Genomic DNA, 19,160 nt, shown 5'->3' with positions numbered 1-19,160 from the left:
CCGGAGACACGAAGGATGGCAGACAGAGCAACAGGTAAGGTCACGCAGGTCATCGGCGCCGTCGTCGACGTTCAGTTCGACGACCACCTGCCCGAGATCCTCAACGCTCTCGAGACCGAGAACAACGGCAAGCGCCTCGTCCTCGAGGTCGCGCAGCATCTTGGCGAGAGCACCGTGCGCACGATTGCCATGGACGCGACCGAGGGCCTTGTGCGTGGCGCGCGCGTGACCGACACGGGCGAGCCGATCATGGTGCCGGTCGGCAAGGCGACGCTCGGGCGGATCCTGAACGTCATCGGCGAGCCCGTCGACGAGAAGGGTCCGGTAGACGCCGAGGAGCGTCGCGCGATCCACCAGGAAGCCCCGACCTTCGCGGCGCAGGCGACCTCGTCAGAGATCTTGGTGACCGGCATCAAGGTCATCGATCTTCTGGCCCCCTACTCGAAGGGCGGGAAGATCGGCCTTTTCGGCGGCGCCGGGGTCGGCAAGACCGTGCTCATCATGGAACTTATCAACAACATCGCTAAAGTGCACTCAGGCTACTCGGTCTTCGCAGGGGTGGGCGAGCGCACGCGCGAGGGCAACGACCTCTATCACGAGATGATCGAGTCCGAGGTCATCAAGCCCGACAACCTCTCCGAAAGCCAGGTGGCGCTGGTCTACGGCCAGATGAACGAGCCGCCGGGCGCCCGCGCCCGCGTCGGCCTCACTGGCCTGACGCTCGCCGAGCAGTTCCGCGACCAGTCGGGCTCGGACGTTCTGTTCTTCGTCGACAACATCTTCCGATTCACGCAGGCGGGGTCCGAGGTGTCGGCGCTTCTTGGTCGTATTCCCTCGGCCGTGGGCTACCAGCCTACGCTGGCAACCGACATGGGTGCGCTGCAGGAGCGGATCACTTCGACCAAGGCCGGCTCGATCACCTCGGTGCAGGCGATCTACGTGCCGGCGGACGACCTGACCGACCCGGCGCCGGCGACCTCGTTCGCGCACCTCGACGCCACCACCGTTCTGAGCCGTGCGATCTCGGAACTCGGCATCTATCCGGCGGTGGACCCGCTGGACTCGACCTCGCGGATCCTCGACCCAGCCGTTCTGGGCGAGGAGCACTATCAGGTGGCGCGCGACGTGCAGGGGATTCTCCAACGCTACAAGTCGCTGCAGGACATCATCGCGATCCTCGGGATGGACGAACTCTCCGAGGAGGACAAGCTGACCGTGGCCCGCGCGCGAAAGATCCAGCGCTTCCTCAGCCAGCCTTTCGACGTGGCGCAGGTGTTCACCGGCTCGCCCGGCGTGCAGGTGCCGCTTGAAAAGACGATCGACAGCTTCAAGCGCGTCGTCGCCGGCGAGTTCGATCACCTGCCAGAGGCGGCATTCTACATGGTCGGCGACATTGACGACGTGAAGGCGAAAGCCGAACAGCTGGCCGCGGACGCCGCCTGATGGCTGACACGTTCCAGTTCGACCTCGTCTCGCCGGAGCGACGCCTGACGTCGGTCGAGGCGACGTCGGTGATGGTGCCGGGCGCGGAAGGCGACATGACGGTAATGGCGTCGCACGCGCCCACGATCACGAGCCTGCGGCCCGGTCTCCTGCGAGTTGAGGCTCAGGGCGGCCAGCAGGAATTCGTCGTAACGGGAGGCTTCGCCGAGATAGGTGCGGATGGCGTGACGGTTCTGGCGGAACGGGCGTTGCCGCGTGACGAGGTCACCCGCGACGTGATGAACGCCATGGTTCGCGAGGCGGCTGAGGTCCATAAGTCCGCTCGGGAGCGTGAGGAGGACGGGGTCGACGAGGCGGCGAAGCTCGTTGCCGACATGGTTGCCGTGGGCACCCATATCGGGCTCGACCCCGAGCAGCCGAACCTCTGAAAGCCCTGTAATCAGACTGAGCGAATGAACGGCCGGACCAGCTCCGGCCGTTCTTGCTTGCGAGGACCCGGGAGATTCTCAGGTGCTCATCTGCAAGAGCTCGCCCACAAAGTCGCGTGGCCCGGCCGACGCCTGCTGCGCCTGCGGGCCGCTGGGCGACGTAGCGCGCGGCGGCGTATTGCGGGTTGCGTTCAGTTCGCGCTGGTTTTCCCGCGCCGTCTCGATCAACTGCCGCTGGATCGTTTCGATGTGCTGTGTCTTCTCCTTTGAGCCCGAAGATGAACCGAACTCGAAGGCGAAAGCATCACTCAGCATCTTTAGAAGTGCGCCGGCGATCGTCGTCAACAGTGCGATCGCCGCGGGCGACGTCGTGGGGTCCAGGTCTCCGAAGATCACGGCAGCGATGCAGGAGACCAGGCCGGTGATGACGCCGATCAGCATCCAGTCGCCCCGCTTGCGACCCGCCCTCTCCTGATAGCGGCGCGCGTCCATCCGGTCTTCGACCACCCGCTGGTGCTCTTCCTGATCGAGTTCTTCCAGCCGCAGCCGCACCTCCGCCGCCTTTGACTGGTCTTTCTTGAGGCTCGCGATGATGTCGCGGGGGTCCGCGTCGCGCGGTGTCCCGGCGACGGTGGCGGCGATGTCGATAACGTCCTCGGCCAGCTTTCGTCCCCGCTGTCCCCCCATCCGGGTGGCCAGCACGGGGAAGAATTCCGATGCTATAGAAATTGCTGCCGGGACCAGGAACGGTGCTGCCATCTCAGGCCTCCAGACTGTAGCTGCTGACGTCGATGCCGAGGCGAGCGCAGGTCTCGGAGTCGATCCGTCCCGTTTCCTGCAAGCCCTCGCGCTCCTGGAAGCTGATCAGGGCCTGCCTTGTCTTGTCGCCGAACCAGCCGTCGACTGTGAGGCCCGCGTCGAGAGCCACGTTCAGGGCGGACTGCAGGGTCGCGGTATCGCCACGCTCAAACGCGAGGCGATCGCCTGAGGCCTCCTCGTCAAGCTTGATGCGCGCGCGGGAAAATTCTGCGGCGAGTTTGGTGTCGTACTGGTTCTTCTTGTATCCCGGCCCGTTGTAGCGCGAGGCGAAGTCGCTCCACTGCTGGCTGCGCAGGCTTTCCGCCAACTCGGGCTCCGCCTCGACGAAGGAGACGAAGGCCTTGAGCTGGTTGCCCTCGCTCTCCGCCATAGCGTTGACGAATTCTCGCACGGTCGCGTGACCGGCCATCTCGTGGTTGAAGCCCATGATCTGGAAGAGGCCCCAGCTCGTTGATCTCAAAGCCGGATCCGGGTCGTCCGAGACGGTGATCGCCTCGAGCAGGCGGTCGTACTCGCCGCGTCCGCCTTTGTAGTGCTGCTTGGTCCACTTGGCATAGGACAGGTGCGGGTAGTGATTGTCGTACGCGCCGCGCGTGAACTTGTGGAACCAGTGCCCCTCGAAGAGGATGCACGGCATGTCGGTGTTCTTGATGAAGCCGGAGCCGCGCGCCTCCACCGCCGTGACGGCCTTGATCACCGCAAGCGGCACACCCAGCCGTTGAGCCGCCGCATTCTGGTCGCTGCGCATAATGAACGAAACTGGGTACATCGCCCTGCTCCCGGAATGGAGAGCGCCTATCGTCCCCGTAGCCGATGACCTCGCGTCAAGGATGGTTTTCGTGACCTGACCGAGCTTGTCGTGCGGCGAAGCGGGCTCGGCAGGCGGTGATTGCAAAGCGCTTCTCGTCCTTGATGTGTCCTGCATCCTCTTTTCCCGTGCTTGCAAAGGTGGCCGTGCAGGGCGGCGAGGATGCCGGCGGTTGGAAAAGAGCACATTCAGGCGACGGACGCTTGAAGAAGGTTTCCCGCAACACCGACGCTGGCGCCGAAACCCGCACGCCTCCGTGCATCGGGTCCAGTCGACAAAGCGGCTTGGTGGCGAGGCTCGGCCATGGACCCGACCTCGACCTGACGGCTTTAGGTCAGGACAGGAAAAGAAACACCGGAGGTTCTCATGTCGGAATGGTGGCGTGGCGCGGTGATCTACCAGATCTATCCGCGTTCGTTCCAGGACACCGACGGCGACGGCGTGGGTGATCTGCCTGGCATTACCCGCCGGCTGGATCATGTGGCGCGGCTCGGCGCGGATGCCGTCTGGCTATCGCCCGTCTTCCCCTCGCCGATGGAGGACATGGGCTATGACGTGTCCGATTACTGCGGCATCGACCCGATCTTCGGCTCTCTGGACGACTTCGACGCAATGCTGGAGCGGGCGCACGGGCTGGGCCTGAAGGTCATGCTGGACCAGGTGCTGAGCCATTCCTCCTCGGCTCACGTCTGGTTTCGGGAGAGCCGCTCGTCACGCGACGATCCCAAGGCGGATTGGTATGTCTGGGCGAATGGACTGCCCGACGGGACGCCGCCGACGAACTGGCTGTCTCTCTTCGGCGGACCGGCCTGGGAGTGGGACACGCAGCGGCGGCAGTACTATCTGCACCATTTCCTGCGCTCTCAGCCGGACCTGAACTACCACAACCCCGAGGTCCAGGACGCGATGCTGGACAGCATGCGGTTCTGGCTGGAGCGAGGGGTGGACGGCTTTCGTCTCGATACCGCAAACTTCTACTTCCACGACGAGAAGCTGCGCGACGACCCGGCGGACCCCGCGCTGCTGGGCGTCGACTGGGCCAAGCCCTACGACGCACAGTACCACTTCTTCTCGAAGACGCGGCCCGAGAACATCCAGTTCCTCGAGCGGATGCGGGCGCTGATGGACGAATACGGCGATAGGGCGCTGCTGGGCGAGATCGTCGAAGGCAAGCGATCGACGTCGATCATGGCGGACTACACACGCGGGGACGGGCGGCTGCACATGGCCTACAGCTTCGAGATGCTGGGGCCGGCCTTCAGCGCCGCGCACATCCGCTCGCGCGTGGCGGGGTTCTTCGACGAGGCGCCGGACGGATGGCCGGTCTGGGCGTTCTCCAACCACGACGTGACTCGTCACGCCTCGCGCTGGTCGCACCAAGGCGACGTGGCACGGCTGGCGGCCACGCTCCTGCTGACGCTGCCGGGCTCCGTCTGTCTCTACCAGGGTGAGGAGTTGGGGCAGACTCAGACGGATCTGGAGTTTCACGAGTTGACGGATCCGGAAGGCAGGCAATTCTGGCCGGTGATGAAGGGGCGGGACGGTTGTCGGACTCCGATGGTCTGGGACGGGAGCGCGTCGCACGGCGGTTTCACCGAGGGCGAGCCGTGGCTGCCGGTCAAGCCGCCGCAGGCTGCGCGCTCGGTCGCGTCGCAGGAGGGCGAGCCGGGCAGCGTGCTTGAGCACTACCGCGCGATGCTGGCGCTCAGGCGATCGCGGCCTGAGCTGCGGCACGGCGGCATCCATTTCCTCGAAGCGCCGGAGCCGGTACTTGCCTTCGTCCGCAGGAAGGGCGAGGAGGCGACGCTCTGCATCTTCAACATGTCGGCCGAAGCGCGGCCGGTGCAGGTGATCGGTGCGGTGGATCTGGCTGAGCCCGCGGGGGCGGTGCTGGAGGGGGACGAGCTGCATCTCGAGCCGAACGGATTCGCGCTGATGCGGCCCACGCAGCGGGACGTGCGGGTCGTCGCGGACTGACCACGGGGTTTCCTTCGCGCCGCAGCAGGGGATAGGCTGGCGACGCGCCAGCTGAAGGCCCTCCCGCTTATGCACCACGTCTTCGCCCGCCACAGCCGAAAGCAGCCGCCCGTGGCGGTAGGCGGGCACGGCTGCTACTTGGTCGACGCGTCGGGCAAGCAGTACCTCGACGCCTCCGGCGGTGCGGCAGTGTCGTGCCTCGGGCACGGCGACGTGGAGATCATCGAGGCGATCAAGGCGCAACTCGACCGATTGGAGTTCGCACACACCGGGTTCTTTACCACGGAGCCCGCCGAGGCGCTGGCGGACCTGCTGGTGGAGCATGCGCCGGGAGCGCTCGACCGGGTCTACCTCGTCTCGGGTGGCTCGGAGGCGACCGAGTCGGCGATCAAGCTGGCGCGGCAATACTGGGTCGAGCGGGGCGAGCCGCAGCGGGGGCGGCTGATCGCCCGGCGGCAGAGCTATCACGGCAACACGATCGGCGCGCTCTCGGCCGGCGGCAACGAGTGGCGGCGGGCGCAGTTCGCGCCGCTCCTGCTCGACGTGAGCCACATCGAGCCCTGTTACGAATACCGCCTGCGCCGCGACGGCGAGAGCCCAGAGGATTACGGCCGCCGCGCGGCGGACGCGCTGGAGGCGGAGCTGGAGCGGGTGGGGCCGGAGACGGTGATGGCCTTCATGGCCGAGCCGGTTGTCGGCGCGACCGCCGGCGCGGTGCCGCCCGCGCCGGGCTACTTCCGCCGCATCCGCGAGATCTGCGACCGCCACGGCATCCTCCTGATCCTCGACGAGGTGATGTGCGGGATGGGCCGCACCGGCTCGCTCTTCGCCTGCGATCAGGAAGGGGTGGCGCCCGACATCGTGTGCATCGCCAAGGGCCTTGGCGCCGGCTACCAGCCGATCGGGGCGATGCTGTGCACCGCCGAGATCCACGACATGATCCGCGACGGCAGCGGCTTCTTCCAGCACGGCCACACCTATCTCGGCCATCCAGTCGCGGCCGCGGCAGGGCGGGCGGTGGTCGAAGCGATCCTGAGCCGGGGCCTGCTGCCGCGGGTCCGAAGGATGGGCGAGGCGCTGGCCGAGCGTCTCACGGCGGAACTGGGGCAGCATCCCAACGTGGGAGACATCCGCGGGCGCGGCCTCTTCATGGGGGTCGAGCTGGTGGAGGATCGCGATAGCAAGGCGCCATTCGATCCGGCGCTGGGCGTGGCGGGGCGGCTCAAGGCGGCGGCGTTCGAGGCGGGGCTGATTTGCTACCCGATGTCGGGAACGATCGACGGCCGCAGCGGCGACCACGTCTTGCTGGCGCCGCCCTTCATCATCGAGGAAGCGCAGCTCGACGAGCTGACCGCAAAGCTTTCAGGCGCATTGAGGACGACGCTCGGCGCCGGGTGACGGAGCGCCCATTCGACGTCTAGAGAACCGCGCCCAAGCACCGGCAGTTACAGGTTGCGGCCGGGCAGACGGATGCTACGCTCGGCCAATCGCAAGGTCCTGTTCCCGAAAGGGTCGCGGAGACCGGAAGTATCATGGGAGAAAGTTCATGAAGTCAGCCACCTTCGCACTGGCGGCCGCGGCGCTCGCCGCAGGAGGCGCGACCGCACAGGAACGCTTCATCACGATCGGAACCGGCGGTCAGACCGGCGTCTACTATGTCGTCGGTCAGTCGATCTGCCGCCTCGTGAATCGCGAGACCGCCCAGCACGGCCTCCGCTGTACCGCCCCGTCGACCGGCGGCTCGATCGCGAACATCAACGCGATCAAGGCGGGCGACATGGACATGGGCGTCGCGCAGTCCGACTGGCAGTACCACGCCTACAACGGCAGTGCCGACTATGAGGGCGACGCGTTCGAAGACCTGCGTGCGGTGTTCTCGGTCCACCCCGAGCCCTTCACCGTGGTGGCGCGCGCCGACAGCGAAATCGAGACGTTCGAGGACCTGCAGGGCAAGCGTGTCAACGTCGGCAACCCCGGCTCGGGCCAGCGGGCGACGATGGAGATCGTGCTGGATGCGATGGGCTGGAGCATGGACGACTTCTCGCTCGCGTCCGAACTGCGCCCGGCCGAGCAGTCGGCGGCGCTGGGCGACAACCGCGTGGACGCAATCGTCTACACCGTCGGCCACCCAAACGGCTCGATTCAGGAGGCGACCTCCACGGTCGATGCCAGACTGGTCGACGTAAACAACGATGCGATCCAGCAGCTGATCGAGGAGAACCCGTACTACGCCTCGGCCACGATCCCGGGCGGCATGTACGCAGGCAACGACGAGGACACCGAGACCTTCGGCGTGAAGGCCACCTTCGTCACATCGGCCGAGGTGCCAGACGACGTGGTCTACGAGGTGGTAAGCGCGGTCTTCGACAACTTCGACCGCTTCAAGAGCCTGCACCCGGCATTCGAGAACCTTCAGCCCGAGGACATGGTCTCGGAGGGCCTGTCGGCGCCGCTGCATCCGGGCGCCGAGCGCTACTACCGCGAGCAGGGCTGGATCGAGTGAGCGCCTGACGCGACCGGGCCGGCCCGGAACGCGGGCCGGCCGCTCCAGGAGAGAGGGGCCGGCATGACCGACGAGGACAAGCAGCTGCAGGCGGCCGAGGTCGAGAACCTCGCCGCCGGTCACGGGGGGCTCTCGCAGAAAGAGATCGATGAGCTCATTGCCTCGTCGGACACCGGCGCCCGCTCGCCCACCGGTTTCGCGGGCGCCACCATCCTCGTCGTCGCGCTAGCGTGGTCGCTGTTCCAGCTCTGGATAGCCTCGCCCCTGCCATTCATCCTGGGCTGGGGCATATTTAACGACACCGCGGCACGCAGCTTCCACCTCGCGTTTGCCCTGTTCCTCGCCTTCGCCGCCTATCCGGCGGCTCGCACGAAGGTCGAGCTGGTGCTGGGCGTGGGCGTTCCCGTCCTGCTGACGGTGCTCTTCATCTACGGGGCGAGCGACGATTCCACGATCTGGTGGATTCCGCTGATCGGCCTGGCGGTCGTCGCGGCGGTCGTCCTTGGCTCGCCCAAGGATTACATCCCGTTCTGGGAATGGGGGCTGGCGATCGCCGGCGCGGCGGCCGCGCTCTATGTCTACTTCTTCTACGACAGCATCGCACAGCGGGTCGGAGCGCCGATTCAGCAGGATTTCGTGATCGCCGTGATCGGGCTTCTCGTATTGCTCGAGGCAACGCGGCGGGCATTGGGACCGGCGCTGATGGTCGTGGCGACCGTCTTCCTGACCTACACCTTCCTCGGGCCAATGATGCCGTCGATCATCGCGCACAAGGGCAACTCGCTTTCCGAGGTCGTCAATCATCAGTGGATAACGACCGAGGGCGTGTTCGGTATTGCCCTCGGCGTCTCGACGTCCTTCGTGTTCCTCTTCGTCCTCTTCGGCTCGCTCCTGGACAAGGCTGGGGCAGGCAACTACTTCATCCAGGTCGCTTTCAGCCTGATGGGCCACATGCGTGGCGGCCCGGCCAAGGCGGCCGTGGTATCGTCGGCGATGACCGGCCTGATCTCGGGCTCATCGATCGCCAACGTCGTCACCACCGGCACCTTCACAATCCCTCTAATGAAGCGGGTCGGATTTTCGTCGGAAAAGGCGGGCGCCGTCGAGGTCGCCTCTTCGGTGAATGGTCAGATCATGCCGCCGGTGATGGGCGCCGCGGCGTTCCTGATGGTCGAATACGTCGGCATCCCGTACTTCGACGTTGTCAAGCACGCCTTCCTCCCCGCCGTCATCAGCTACATCGCGCTCGTCTACATCGTGCACCTGGAGGCGATGAAGGCAGGGATGGAGGGCTTGCCGCGGCCGGTGGAGCCTAAGCCGTGGGTCGCTTGGCTCCTCAGCCTCACCTTCACGATCGCCGCCGTCTGCGCGCTCAGCTTCACGGTCTACTACGGCATGGGCTGGATCCGACCGGCCTTCCCCGAGACCGCGGGCTACATCATCTTTGCACTGCTCGTGGCCGCCTACGTGGGGCTGCTCTGGATCGCCTCGCGCGAGGCGGACCTGCACATGGAGGACCCCAATGCGCCGGTTACCAGACTGCCGATCCCGGGGCCAACGATCCGCGCCGGGCTGCACTACCTGCTGCCGGTCGTGGTTCTGGTCTGGGCACTGATGGTCGACCGGCTGAGCCCCGGCCTATCGGCCTTCTGGGCGGCTGCGTTCATGATATTCATCCTGCTGACTCAGCGCCCGCTGATGGCGATGCTGCGCGGCACCGGCAACCTCGGCGCGGCGACGCGGATGGGCGGGATGGACCTGCTCGACGGGCTGATCGCCGGGGCGCGCAACATGATCGGGATCGGCATCGCCACGGCGACGGCGGGCATCATCGTGGGCGCGGTCAGCCAGACCGGCGTCGGCTCGGCGCTGGCGAACGTGGTCGAGGTGCTTTCGGGCGGCAACATCCTCGCCATCCTGTTCCTGACGGCGATCCTGAGCCTGATCCTGGGAATGGGGTTGCCGACGACGGCGAACTACATCGTCGTCTCGGCGCTGCTGGCGCCGGTGATCGTGACGCTGGGGCAGCAGAACGGGCTGATCGTGCCGCTGATCGCGGTGCACCTCTTCGTCTTCTACTTCGGGATCATGGCGGACGTGACGCCGCCCGTGGGGCTCGCGTCCTTCGCCGCGGCGGCAGTCTCGGGCGGCGATCCGATCCGCACGGGGGTGGTCGCGTTCTTCTACAGCCTGCGCACGGCGGCGCTGCCGTTCCTCTTCATCTTCAACACCGACCTTCTGCTGATCAACGTTGGCTGGGGGCAGGGGATCTTCGTCTTCGTGGTGGCGACGGTGGCGATGCTGCTCTTCGCGGCGGCGACGCAGGGGTGGTTCCTGGCGCGCAACCGGATCCACGAGAGCGTGCTGCTGCTGCTGATCGCGTTCACGCTGTTCCGGCCGGGCTTCTGGATGGACATGGTGGCGCCGCCCTGGGACGACCTGCCGCCCGCGCAGATCGAGGAGGCGTTCATGGCCGCCAGTCCGGGCGAGCAGATGCGGCTGAGGATCGACGGGCTGAACGCGATCGGCGACCCGGTGAGCTTCACCGCGCTGCTGCCGGTACCGGCGGGCGAGACCGGCGCGGAACGGATCGCGGCGGCGGGGATCGAGCTGATGCAGGACGGCGAGCGGGTGATGATCGACAACGTCGAGTTCGGCGGCGTGGCGCAGGAAGCGGGGCTCGACTGGGACCAGGAGATCGTGCTGGTGCGGGCACCGGCCGAGCAGCCGTCGAAATACTGGATGTTCATCCCCGCGCTGCTGGTTCTGGCGCTGATCGTCTGGATGCAGCGCCGGCGGGCGCAGCCGCAGATGGCCGTCGCCTGACGGAGCGGTGCAACCGGGGCGGCGCCCGCGCGTTCGCCCCGGATGAGTGAAGAGAGAGAGCAGGACCGCTGGGAGGCGTTCCGCCGCGGCGGTCCGGTGATCGCGACCTCCGTGCATTCCGGTCATGCGGTGCGGCCCGAGCTTGCCGGGCGCCTCGCGCTCGACGGTGACGCGCGGCGGCGCGAGGAGGACCCGCTGACCGACATCTGGGCGGGCGTCGGCGACGACGTGTTCCGCGCCCACGTCTCGCGCTTCGAGGTGGACCTGAACCGGCCGGAGGAGGAGGCGGTCTACCTGGAGCCGTCCGACGCCTGGGGCCTTGAGGTCTGGGACGAGCGGCCGACCGAGGAGATGGTGGCGCGCTCGCTGGCGCAGCGGGACCGCTTCTACCGGATGATGTCGGAGTGGATCGACGGCGCGATCGCCGAGCACGGGCGGCTGCTGCTGCTCGACATCCACAGCTTCAACCACCGCAGGGACGGGCCGGATGCGCCGCCCGCGCCGCAGCATGGCAACCCGGACATCGACCTGGGGCTGACGACGGCGGACGAGAGCCGCTTCGGCGGCGTCGTCGAGGCGCTGTGGCAGGGACTGGAGGGCGAGATGGACGGGCGGCCGCTCGACGTGCGGCGGAACGTGCGCTTCGAGGACGGCGGTCACTGGCCGGAATGGGTCTTTGCCACCTATGGCGAGGAGGTCTGCACCGTCACGCTGGAATACAAGAAGATCTTCATGGACGAGTGGACGGGGCGAGCCGACCTGGGGGCGGTTGAGTCGCTGCGGCGAGACCTCTGGCGCGCCGTCGATGCGGCGCGCGCCGCGCTGTGACGGCGCCGCTGGAGCCTGCCGCCCGGATCGTCGACGCCGAGCTCTTCGCGATCGAGACGGAGATCGACTGGCTGACGGCGCTGTCGCCGACCGGCAACCACGAGCGGTGGGAGGCGTTTCGCGCCTCGGGCTACCGCAGCGCGCCGGCGCTGACCTACCCGCCGCTGCATTGCGAGCCGCGCACGCTGCGCCGGCGGCTGAGAGAGCTGCCGCTGGAGGAGATCGACCACGCGCTGGTCGGAGAGCTGCTGCGAGAGAAGTCGCGGGAGCTCGACCGGCAGGTCGACCTCGTCGAGCTGAGAGGCACCGACGGGTTCGTGCAGGCGAGCGTCGCGCTCTTCGGCGCGCCCGATCCCGCGCTTCTCGCCGACGCGGATGAGATACTGGCCGAGGTCCCGGAGAGGGAGCAAGCGGCGGCCGAGGCTGGCGCTGCGGACCTCGTCCGCGCCGCCGAGGAGGAGCGTGAAGCCTACCGGGCGCAGCATGACGGTTTCGACTTCGCGATTCATGTCGTCGACGACCTCAACTCGTCGCTGATGGTGAACCGTGGCGAGCTGCTGATCGATGCGGAGACGCGGGTGCCGCGGGCGCGGGTGGCGCCGCTGGTCGCGCACGAGGTCGGTACACATGTCGTCACGCGGTTCAACGGGCGGCAGCAGCCGCTGCGGCAGCTCGAGTCGGGGCTTGCGCACTACGATCCGCTGCAGGAGGGGCTGGCGGCGCTGGCCGAGTGGCTGGCGGGCTGCCTGCCGGCCGACCGGCTGCGGGTGCTGGCCGGGCGGGTGGTGGCCGCCGATGCCGCAATGCAGGGGCAGGGGGTGGAGGAGGTCTTCGCCCTCCTGCACGAGACGCACGGGATCGGCGCGCACGGTGCCTTCGACACGGCGGTGCGGGCGCTGCGCGGCGGCGGGCTGACCAAGGATGCGGTCTACCTTCAGGGGCTGCGCGACCTGCTGGCCTACCTCGCCGACGGCCACGACATCGCGCCGCTCTTCGCGGGCAAGCTCGCGCTGGCGCATCTGCCGGCGCTGGAGAGCCTGCGGGAGGAAGGGCTGGCGCTGCCGCCCGCGCTGATGCCGCGGCACCTGCGATCGGAGGCGGCGCTGGACCAGCTCGAGGCCGCGCGCGCCACGTCACTCACATCGTTCTACACGCAGGAATCCCGACCATGAAGCTGATCTTCGTCATCAACGACATCGCGACCGAGAAGGACAACTTCACAACGATCCGGCTGGCGCGGCGGGCGATCGCGATGGGGCACGAGGTGGCCCTCGTCTCGCTGATCGACCTGACCTACGAGATGGACGGCAGCGTGACCGCCCACGGTTCGGTGCCCCGGCGCAAGGAATACGAGGACGACGCCGACCTGCTGGGCGACCTGCAGGACCACGAGGCGCCGCGGCCGCGGGTGTCGCTGTCCGAGGCGGACGTGGTGCTGCTGAGGGGCGACCCGGCGGACGAGCTGCCGCAGCGGCCCTGGGCGCACGGCTCCAGCCTGCTCTTCGCGCAGATCGCGGCGGCGCAGGGCGTGATCGTGCTGAACGACCCGTTCAAGCTGACCGACGCGAGCAACAAGACCTACTTCCAGCGCTACCCCGCCGCGATCCGGCCGCGCACCGTCATCACCCGCGACGCCGAGGTGATCCGGCGCTTCATCGAGGACGAGGGCGGCAAGGCGGTGATCAAGCCGTTGCAGGGCTCGGGCGGGCACGGCGTCTTCGTCATCACCGAGGATTCGGGCGGCAACGTCAACCAGATGATCGAGGCGACCCTGCGCGACGGATATGCCATCGCACAGGAGTATCTTCCGGCGGCCGCCGACGGGGACCTGCGGGTCATCACGCTCAACGGCCGGGTGATGCAGGTCGACGGCAGCTATGCCTGCATCCGCCGCTTCAATGAGAGCGGCGATGCACGGTCGAACATCTCCGCCGGCGGCTCGTTCGAACTGGTCGAGCCCGACGAGGCCGTGCTGCGGGTGGTCGAAATCGCGGGGCCGAAGCTGATCCACGACGGCATGTACCTCGCGGGTCTCGACATCGTCGGCGACAAGATGATGGAGATCAACGTCGACACTCCGGGCGGCCTCAGCATGGTCGAGGACCTGACCGGCAAGGACTTTTCCGGCCACGTCCTGCGCGACCTCGAGCACAAGGTGCGGCTGCGCGAGCATTACGGCCGGGCGCTCGACTCCCATAACCTGTCGTTCGTCTGAGGTAGGCGTCGCGGAAGCGAAAGTCTGCCGAGGCGCTCTTGCTTTCGCACAACCCTGTGGACGCGATGTTCGCCACGTCCTAGGGCCGGGCGCGGGGGACGAGAGAGCCATGCCGCACGCCCGAGATCGTGAGGCCGTCTCCCGATCGAACTGACGAGCGGGACCGAGATGACAGCGCGAAAGATCGACGAGCTCAAACAGGCGCGGAACCGTGGCCTGCGCTTCATCCTTTTTGCGTTCGGCTTCAGCATCTTCGTGAACCTGCTGATGCTGACCGGTCCGCTCTTCATGCTGCAGGTCTACGACAGGGTGCTTGCGTCAAGGTCGGAGGAGACGCTGGCCGCGCTCTTTGCGCTGGTGGCCGCGCTTTACGCGTTGATGACGGTGCTGGACTTCGCGCGGACGCGGATTCTCGCGCGCTTCGGCGCGCAGTTCCAGTCGGACCTCGATGAACGGGTGTTCCGCCTTGCGTTTCAGCGGCGCGGCCATGCGGGTGCCAGCAATCCCGCCGGGGCGCAGCAGGACCTTGAGGCCGTGCAGAACGCTTTCACCTCGCCCGCCTTCGTCGCGTTCCTCGATATGCCGTTTACGCCGATCTTCGTGGCGGCGATCTTCATCTTTCATCCGATGCTCGGGTGGCTGGCCGTCGGCGGCGGTACATTCCTGATCGTGCTGACGGTGCTGAACCAGCTCCTGACGCGCGCGCGCAGCACGCGCGCCTCGGCCGCACAGCGCGAGGCGCAGCACTTCTCGGACAACGCGCATTCAGGGGCGGAGGTGGTCCGGGCGCAGGGTATGGCGGACAGCGTGACATCGCGCTGGCTCGACAAGCGTTTTCACGCCCTGAAAGAGACGCTGGGCGCGCGCGACAGGACTGGCGGCTTCACGGCTGTGACGAAGGGAACGCGGCTCTTCCTGCAATCGGCCATGCTGGCCGCGGGCGCATGGCTGGTGCTGCAGAACGAAATGACAGCGGGTGCGATGATCGCGGGATCGATCCTGCTCGGCCGGGCGCTGGCGCCGATCGAGCTGTCGCTCGGCCAGTGGCCGGTGGTGCAGCGGGCCCGCGCCGGTTGGCGCAGTCTGCGCGAACTGCTGAGCGACGCGCCGGTCGAGGCCGAGCGCATGTCGCTGCCCGTACCCGAGGCCCGGTTGGAAGTGCGGCGACTGAGCGTGGTGCCGCGCGGCTCGGTCGATCCCATCCTCAGCAACTTGACGGTGACGCTCGCGCCAGGTCAGGCGCTGGGCGTAATCGGGCGCAGCGGCTCCGGCAAGACCACCTTGGCGCGAACGATCCTAGGCCTCATGCGTCCAACCACGGGCGAGGTCCGGCTGGGTGGCGCGACGATCGAGCAGTACGATTCCGCCGAACTCGGGCGACACATCGGCTACCTCCCGCAGGAGCCGTTCCTCTTCGACGGAACCGTGGCCGAAAACATCGCCAAGATGTCCGACCGGCCTGATCCCGAAGCGGTGGTCGCGGCGGCCAAGCGCGCCAACGTGCACGACATCATCGGCACGCTGCCGGATGGCTACAACACGGTGATCAGCATGCGCGACCACCGCCTGTCGGGCGGCCAACGGCAGCGGATCGCGCTCGCGCGTGCGCTCTTCGAGAATCCGCAGCTCCTGGTGCTCGACGAGCCGAATTCCGCGCTCGATGCCGAGGGCACCGAGGCGCTGAACGCCGCGGTGCGGGACTTCAAGGCCGAGGGCAAGACGGTGCTGATCATGACCCACCGCCCGATGGCGATCTCGGAATGCGACCTGCTGATGGTCATGGAAGGCGGGCGGGTGACGGCCCTGGGGCCGCGTGACGAGATCCTGCGCTCGATGCTGCAGAACGCGGGCGACGTGAAGAAGACCATCAGCGCGAGGAGTGCCTCATGAGCCGGCAGATGCGCAGGATCAACTGGAGCGTGAAGGTCCCGGTGCTGCTGGGTCTCGCGGCGCTGATCGTGCTAGTCGGAGGCCTCGGCGTCTGGTCGGTGCAGGCAAGGATCGCCGGCGCGGTGATTGCGACCGGCATGGTCGAGGTCGAGTCGAACCGGCAGGTGGTCCAGCACCCGGAGGGCGGCGTGGTCGGCGAGATTCTCGCCCGCGACGGCGACCGGGTGGAGGCTGGTGAGGTCGTGTTGAAGTTCGACGACACGCTGCTCAGGTCCGAGCTGGCGGTGATCGACGGCCAGCTGCACGAGATCGCGGCGCGTCGGGCGCGGCTGGTGGCCGAGCGGGACGCGAGCGACGAGATCGACTTCGGCGAAGACCTGCTGGAGCTGGCGGAGACGGTGCCTGCTGTCGCCGAGCAGGTGGAAGGGCAGCGCAACCTGTTTCACGCGCGCCGCGACACGGTCGCGCGCGAGACGGAGCAGCTGGCTGAGCAGCGCAGGGAGATCGACAACGAGATCCGCGGTATCGAGGCGCAACTCGCCGGCCTCAGGACGCAGCAGGAGCTGGTCGCATCGGAGCGTGCCGACAGCGAGGAACTGCTGGAAAAGGGCTTGATCCAGCTCAGCCGGGTCTCGTCCCTGCGCCGCGAGGATGCGCGCCTGACCGGCGAGATCGGCAAGCTCGAGGCCGATATAGCGCGCAGCCGGGGGCGGATCTCGGGCCTGACGATCGAGGAGCTGAAGCTCGAGACTACGCGGCGCGAGGAGGCGATCACGACGTTGCGCGACCTCGACTTCCGGCAGATCGAGCTGGCAGAGCAGCGCCTCTCGCTGCGCGAGCGGCTGATGCGGATGGAGGTGCGGGCGCCGGTCTCGGGCGTGATCTACGGCAGCCGCGTGTTTGCGCTGCAATCGGTCGTGCAGCCGGCCGAGCCGATCATGTTCGTGATCGCGCAGGACCAGCCGCTGGTCGTGGCGTCAAAGGTCGAGCCGGTCAATGTCGACCAGGTCTACCAGGGGCAGGACGTGCGGCTGCGCTTCACCGCCTTCGACCAGCGCTGGACGCCGGAGATCATGGGCAAGGTGACGCGGGTGTCGGCCGACGTCATCGAAGACGAAGCGACCGGCGCGCCCTACTTCCGCGTCGAGGTGCTGCCTGCAGAGGACGAGACGGCGAAGCTTGAAGGGCAGACGCTGCTGCCGGGGATGCCAGTCGAAACCTACTTCCAGACTGGCGACCGCACGCCGCTCGCTTACCTGACCAAGCCGCTGATGGACTACTTCCGCCGCGCGATGCGGGGCGACTGAGGGGCAGCCCGCCTCCGCTCCATCAGGCGCGGATCGGGCAGGGCGAGCCCTCCTCTCGTTCGACCCGCAGCAGGCGCTCCAGTTCGCGGGCGGATATTTCGCCGACGAGGACGGTGCGTCCGACGATCGTCGATGGAACGGCCGCGACTCCCAGCCGGCGCCCGAGCTCGCGCGTCTCCTCGATCCGCCGTTCGATCGCCGGATCGCTTAAGTCGGCCATGAAACGATCGACGGAGAGATCGAGGCTGGCCGCGACGTCCCTGAGATACGTCTCGGTGGGTTGGAAGGCCGAGCGACGCATCCGCTTGTGAAAGGCCTCCAGCGCTTCTTGTCGCCCGGCAGCAAGCGCAGCGCGCGCGGCGACGACCGACGCCACGCCCAGGACAGGATATTCGTGGCGCGTCAGAGCAATGCCGCTCGCTTCCTCCAGCGTCTCGGCCATGCGACGGCAGTTCGGGCAATAATGGTCAGTGAAGTAGGCGACCGGAACAGCGCCTGCTGCCGCGTCGCGGAAGAGGCCGGGACAGAGATCGCGCGCCGCATCATCCGGCGCCGGCTCTGCCGGCTCAAGGCCGGCGAAGATCGCGGCTCCCGTCGCGGCGCCGCCTGGCAGCGTCCGCAGGTCGGGGACCGGCGGCCAGGCCCGGAATTGCAGCGGCTCCTCCCGCCGAGCGGCAATGACAAGAGCACCCGCCGCGGCGGCGATGGCTCCGGCGGCGAAAGCGCGACGTTTCAATAGACGGTGACACGGGTGCCGAGCGGCACCTGCTCGTAGAGATGCGCGACGTGGCTGTTGAGCATCCGGATGCAGCCGTTCGACACCGAGGTGCCGATGGTACTTGGCTGGTTGGTGCCGTGGATGCGGTAGTATGTGTCTATGCCGTTCTGGTAGAGGTAGAGTGCACGGGCGCCGAGCGGATTCTCCGGTCCGCCTGGAACGCCGTCCTCGAACCGCGCGTACTGCTCCGGTTCCCGTTCGATCATCTCGTCGGTCGGCCTCCAGCTCGGCCACTCCTCCTTGCGCTCGACGACGGCGGTGCCCTTGAACTCGAGCCCCTCCCGGCCGACGCCGACCCCATAGCGCAGCGCCCGGCCGCGCTCGACGATGTAGTAGAGGTGGTACTGCGACGGCAGGACGTGGATCGTCTGTGGCTCGAAGGCGTCGCGCACGTTCAGAAGAATAGGGCGCAAATGCTCGGGCAAGACGAACGGCTTGGACTGTGGGAGGGCGGCGGACGGCGCGGCGCAGGCGGCCGCGGTCAGGGCCAGCGCCTGTCGTCGGGTGGGCAGGAAACGGTTGGGGTTCATGATCGCTCTCTTGCGGCTTCGCGTCTTGATATTCCAATAGATGGACGTGGGAATGTGTTCCTTGCGGCATCCGCCCGCATGTGCGGCTGGACCCGGAGGGGCGGGCCGTGCACATCATCGGGGATGGAGGCAGTGCATCCCGTCCTCATCGTCATGGGCGTCTCTGCGGCGGGCAAGTCGACGATCGCGCGCGCCGTCGCCGCGCGTGTCGACGGGTACTACGTCGACGCCGATGACCTGCATCCGACGGAAAACGTGCGGGCGATGGCTGCGGGCCGGCCGCTTGACGACTCCATGCGCGCGCCGTGGCTCGAAGCCGTCGCCGCCGCCTGCGCGGAGGCGCGTCGGCGCGCTCCTGTGGTGCTGGCCTGCTCGGCGCTGCGGCGGCGCTACCGCGACATGTTGCGCGACCGGCTTGGCGAGGTCGTGCTGATCCATGCCACCGCGTCGCGCGAGGCACTGGAGCGGCGGATCTCGCACCGGCAGGGCCACTACATGCCGCCTGCGCTGCTGCAAAGCCAACTCGACACGCTCGAGCCTCCGGACCTGGACGAGCAGGCGATCCACGTCGACGCCGAGCAGGACCTTGCGGAGGTCGTGGAGGAGGTGGTGCGCCGGCTCGAGCCCCGACGCTAGCCTCAGCCGGTGTCGTGAACGGCGACGCAGTCGATCTCCGCGTCGGATGGCACGATAGCTTTCGCGCACGCCGCCTCGGTCAGCTTGCGACTAACGCCGCGGAGGGCATCCATCGTCCTCTCGGACCTCCTGCATGAAGGTACTCTTGTCTCCGCGCCATCTTGTGCGCGAT

Annotated in this window: 16 protein-coding genes; 12 read left to right on the top strand and 4 right to left on the bottom strand. The window is 67.6% G+C overall.

The genetic code is table 11. From position 1 onward, the window contains the following. The first annotated feature begins 15 nt into the window (after nucleotides 1-15). Nucleotides 16-1,443, top strand: coding sequence for a F0F1 ATP synthase subunit beta (gene atpD, locus JM664_RS15515; RefSeq protein ID WP_227420844.1), 1,428 nt, complete (start codon nucleotides 16-18; stop codon nucleotides 1,441-1,443). Beyond that, nucleotides 1,443-1,871 (top strand): F0F1 ATP synthase subunit epsilon, encoded by a 429-nt coding sequence (locus JM664_RS15510; RefSeq protein WP_227420843.1) that lies wholly within the window; start codon nucleotides 1,443-1,445, stop codon nucleotides 1,869-1,871. The genes atpD and JM664_RS15510 overlap by 1 nt, the downstream gene beginning before the upstream one ends. Before the next feature lie 78 nt (nucleotides 1,872-1,949). On the opposite strand, the gene JM664_RS15505 is transcribed toward JM664_RS15510, so the two are convergent. Next, complete coding sequence (locus JM664_RS15505) at nucleotides 1,950-2,630, bottom strand: hypothetical protein (protein ID WP_227420842.1); 681 nt, start codon at nucleotides 2,628-2,630, stop codon at nucleotides 1,950-1,952. Between the two features lies 1 nt (nucleotide 2,631). Then, nucleotides 2,632-3,387, bottom strand: coding sequence for an N-acetylmuramidase domain-containing protein (locus tag JM664_RS15500; protein ID WP_319637547.1), 756 nt, complete (start codon nucleotides 3,385-3,387; stop codon nucleotides 2,632-2,634). A gap of 477 nt (nucleotides 3,388-3,864) precedes the next feature. Here JM664_RS15500 and JM664_RS15495 point away from each other — a divergent pair, with 477 nt between their 5' ends. The 9 genes from JM664_RS15495 to JM664_RS15455 all read left to right on the top strand — a co-directional run bounded on the left by JM664_RS15495 (nucleotide 3,865) and on the right by JM664_RS15455 (nucleotide 17,044). Next, entirely contained in the window at nucleotides 3,865-5,475 is a 1,611-nt protein-coding gene (locus JM664_RS15495; protein ID WP_227420841.1) for an alpha-glucosidase, read from the top strand. Between the two features lie 69 nt (nucleotides 5,476-5,544). Continuing rightward, complete coding sequence (locus JM664_RS15490; protein WP_227420840.1) at nucleotides 5,545-6,873, top strand: aspartate aminotransferase family protein; 1,329 nt, start codon at nucleotides 5,545-5,547, stop codon at nucleotides 6,871-6,873. Between the two features lie 148 nt (nucleotides 6,874-7,021). Then, the gene (locus tag JM664_RS15485; RefSeq protein WP_227420839.1) at nucleotides 7,022-7,978 is read left to right on the top strand and encodes a TAXI family TRAP transporter solute-binding subunit; all 957 of its coding nucleotides are present in this window, start codon (nucleotides 7,022-7,024) and stop codon (nucleotides 7,976-7,978) included. A 63-nt stretch (nucleotides 7,979-8,041) separates the two neighbouring features. Beyond that, nucleotides 8,042-10,804 (top strand): TRAP transporter permease, encoded by a 2,763-nt coding sequence (locus tag JM664_RS15480; protein ID WP_227420838.1) that lies wholly within the window; start codon nucleotides 8,042-8,044, stop codon nucleotides 10,802-10,804. Nucleotides 10,805-10,846: 42 nt separating this feature from the next. Then, entirely contained in the window at nucleotides 10,847-11,632 is a 786-nt protein-coding gene (locus tag JM664_RS15475) for an N-formylglutamate amidohydrolase (RefSeq protein ID WP_227420837.1), read from the top strand. Next, the gene (locus tag JM664_RS15470; protein WP_227420836.1) at nucleotides 11,629-12,804 is read left to right on the top strand and encodes a tyrosine/phenylalanine carboxypeptidase domain-containing protein; all 1,176 of its coding nucleotides are present in this window, start codon (nucleotides 11,629-11,631) and stop codon (nucleotides 12,802-12,804) included. The genes JM664_RS15475 and JM664_RS15470 overlap by 4 nt, the downstream gene beginning before the upstream one ends. Then, nucleotides 12,801-13,847: an ATP-grasp domain-containing protein gene (locus tag JM664_RS15465; protein ID WP_227420835.1), complete on the top strand. Its 1,047-nt coding sequence runs from the start codon at nucleotides 12,801-12,803 to the stop codon at nucleotides 13,845-13,847. Before JM664_RS15470 ends, JM664_RS15465 begins: the two co-directional genes overlap by 4 nt. 168 nt (nucleotides 13,848-14,015) lie before the next feature. Further along, the gene (locus JM664_RS15460) at nucleotides 14,016-15,737 is read left to right on the top strand and encodes a type I secretion system permease/ATPase (RefSeq protein ID WP_227420834.1); all 1,722 of its coding nucleotides are present in this window, start codon (nucleotides 14,016-14,018) and stop codon (nucleotides 15,735-15,737) included. Further along, nucleotides 15,734-17,044 (top strand): HlyD family type I secretion periplasmic adaptor subunit, encoded by a 1,311-nt coding sequence (locus tag JM664_RS15455; protein WP_227420833.1) that lies wholly within the window; start codon nucleotides 15,734-15,736, stop codon nucleotides 17,042-17,044. Before JM664_RS15460 ends, JM664_RS15455 begins: the two co-directional genes overlap by 4 nt. A 22-nt stretch (nucleotides 17,045-17,066) precedes the next feature. Here JM664_RS15455 and JM664_RS15450 read toward each other — a convergent pair whose 3' ends face one another. Together JM664_RS15450 and JM664_RS15445 are read right to left on the bottom strand one after the other, a co-directional pair. Next, a complete protein-coding gene (locus JM664_RS15450; protein WP_227420832.1) occupies nucleotides 17,067-17,780 on the bottom strand; it encodes a DsbA family protein in 714 nt (237 codons plus the stop codon). After that, nucleotides 17,777-18,352 (bottom strand): L,D-transpeptidase, encoded by a 576-nt coding sequence (locus JM664_RS15445; RefSeq protein ID WP_406675820.1) that lies wholly within the window; start codon nucleotides 18,350-18,352, stop codon nucleotides 17,777-17,779. Before JM664_RS15445 ends, JM664_RS15450 begins: the two co-directional genes overlap by 4 nt. A 123-nt stretch (nucleotides 18,353-18,475) precedes the next feature. Here JM664_RS15445 and JM664_RS15440 point away from each other — a divergent pair, with 123 nt between their 5' ends. After that, the gene (locus JM664_RS15440) at nucleotides 18,476-18,988 is read left to right on the top strand and encodes a gluconokinase (protein WP_227420831.1); all 513 of its coding nucleotides are present in this window, start codon (nucleotides 18,476-18,478) and stop codon (nucleotides 18,986-18,988) included. The last annotated feature ends 172 nt before the right edge of the window (nucleotides 18,989-19,160 follow it).

It is taken from the genome of Roseitranquillus sediminis, from assembly GCF_016918935.1.
Taxonomy (GTDB): domain Bacteria; phylum Pseudomonadota; class Alphaproteobacteria; order Rhodobacterales; family Rhodobacteraceae; genus Roseitranquillus; species Roseitranquillus sediminis.
The sequence above is the reverse complement of the archived record's forward strand: the minus strand, read 5'-3'. Positions and strand labels throughout refer to the sequence as shown.

Excerpts from the sequence above, each read along its gene's own strand:
- atpD (WP_227420844.1), top strand. The coding sequence starts at position 16 with ATGGCAGACAGAGCAACAGGTAAGGTCACGCAGGTCATCGGCGCCGTC.
- JM664_RS15510 (WP_227420843.1), top strand. The coding sequence starts at position 1,443 with ATGGCTGACACGTTCCAGTTCGACCTCGTCTCGCCGGAGCGACGCCTG.
- JM664_RS15505 (WP_227420842.1), bottom strand. The coding sequence starts at position 2,630 with ATGGCAGCACCGTTCCTGGTCCCGGCAGCAATTTCTATAGCATCGGAA.
- JM664_RS15495 (WP_227420841.1), top strand. The coding sequence starts at position 3,865 with ATGTCGGAATGGTGGCGTGGCGCGGTGATCTACCAGATCTATCCGCGT.
- JM664_RS15490 (WP_227420840.1), top strand. The coding sequence starts at position 5,545 with ATGCACCACGTCTTCGCCCGCCACAGCCGAAAGCAGCCGCCCGTGGCG.
- JM664_RS15485 (WP_227420839.1), top strand. The coding sequence starts at position 7,022 with ATGAAGTCAGCCACCTTCGCACTGGCGGCCGCGGCGCTCGCCGCAGGA.
- JM664_RS15480 (WP_227420838.1), top strand. The coding sequence starts at position 8,042 with ATGACCGACGAGGACAAGCAGCTGCAGGCGGCCGAGGTCGAGAACCTC.
- JM664_RS15475 (WP_227420837.1), top strand. The coding sequence starts at position 10,847 with ATGAGTGAAGAGAGAGAGCAGGACCGCTGGGAGGCGTTCCGCCGCGGC.
- JM664_RS15465 (WP_227420835.1), top strand. The coding sequence starts at position 12,801 with ATGAAGCTGATCTTCGTCATCAACGACATCGCGACCGAGAAGGACAAC.
- JM664_RS15460 (WP_227420834.1), top strand. The coding sequence starts at position 14,016 with ATGACAGCGCGAAAGATCGACGAGCTCAAACAGGCGCGGAACCGTGGC.
- JM664_RS15455 (WP_227420833.1), top strand. The coding sequence starts at position 15,734 with ATGAGCCGGCAGATGCGCAGGATCAACTGGAGCGTGAAGGTCCCGGTG.
- JM664_RS15445 (WP_406675820.1), bottom strand. The coding sequence starts at position 18,352 with ATGAACCCCAACCGTTTCCTGCCCACCCGACGACAGGCGCTGGCCCTG.
- JM664_RS15440 (WP_227420831.1), top strand. The coding sequence starts at position 18,476 with ATGGAGGCAGTGCATCCCGTCCTCATCGTCATGGGCGTCTCTGCGGCG.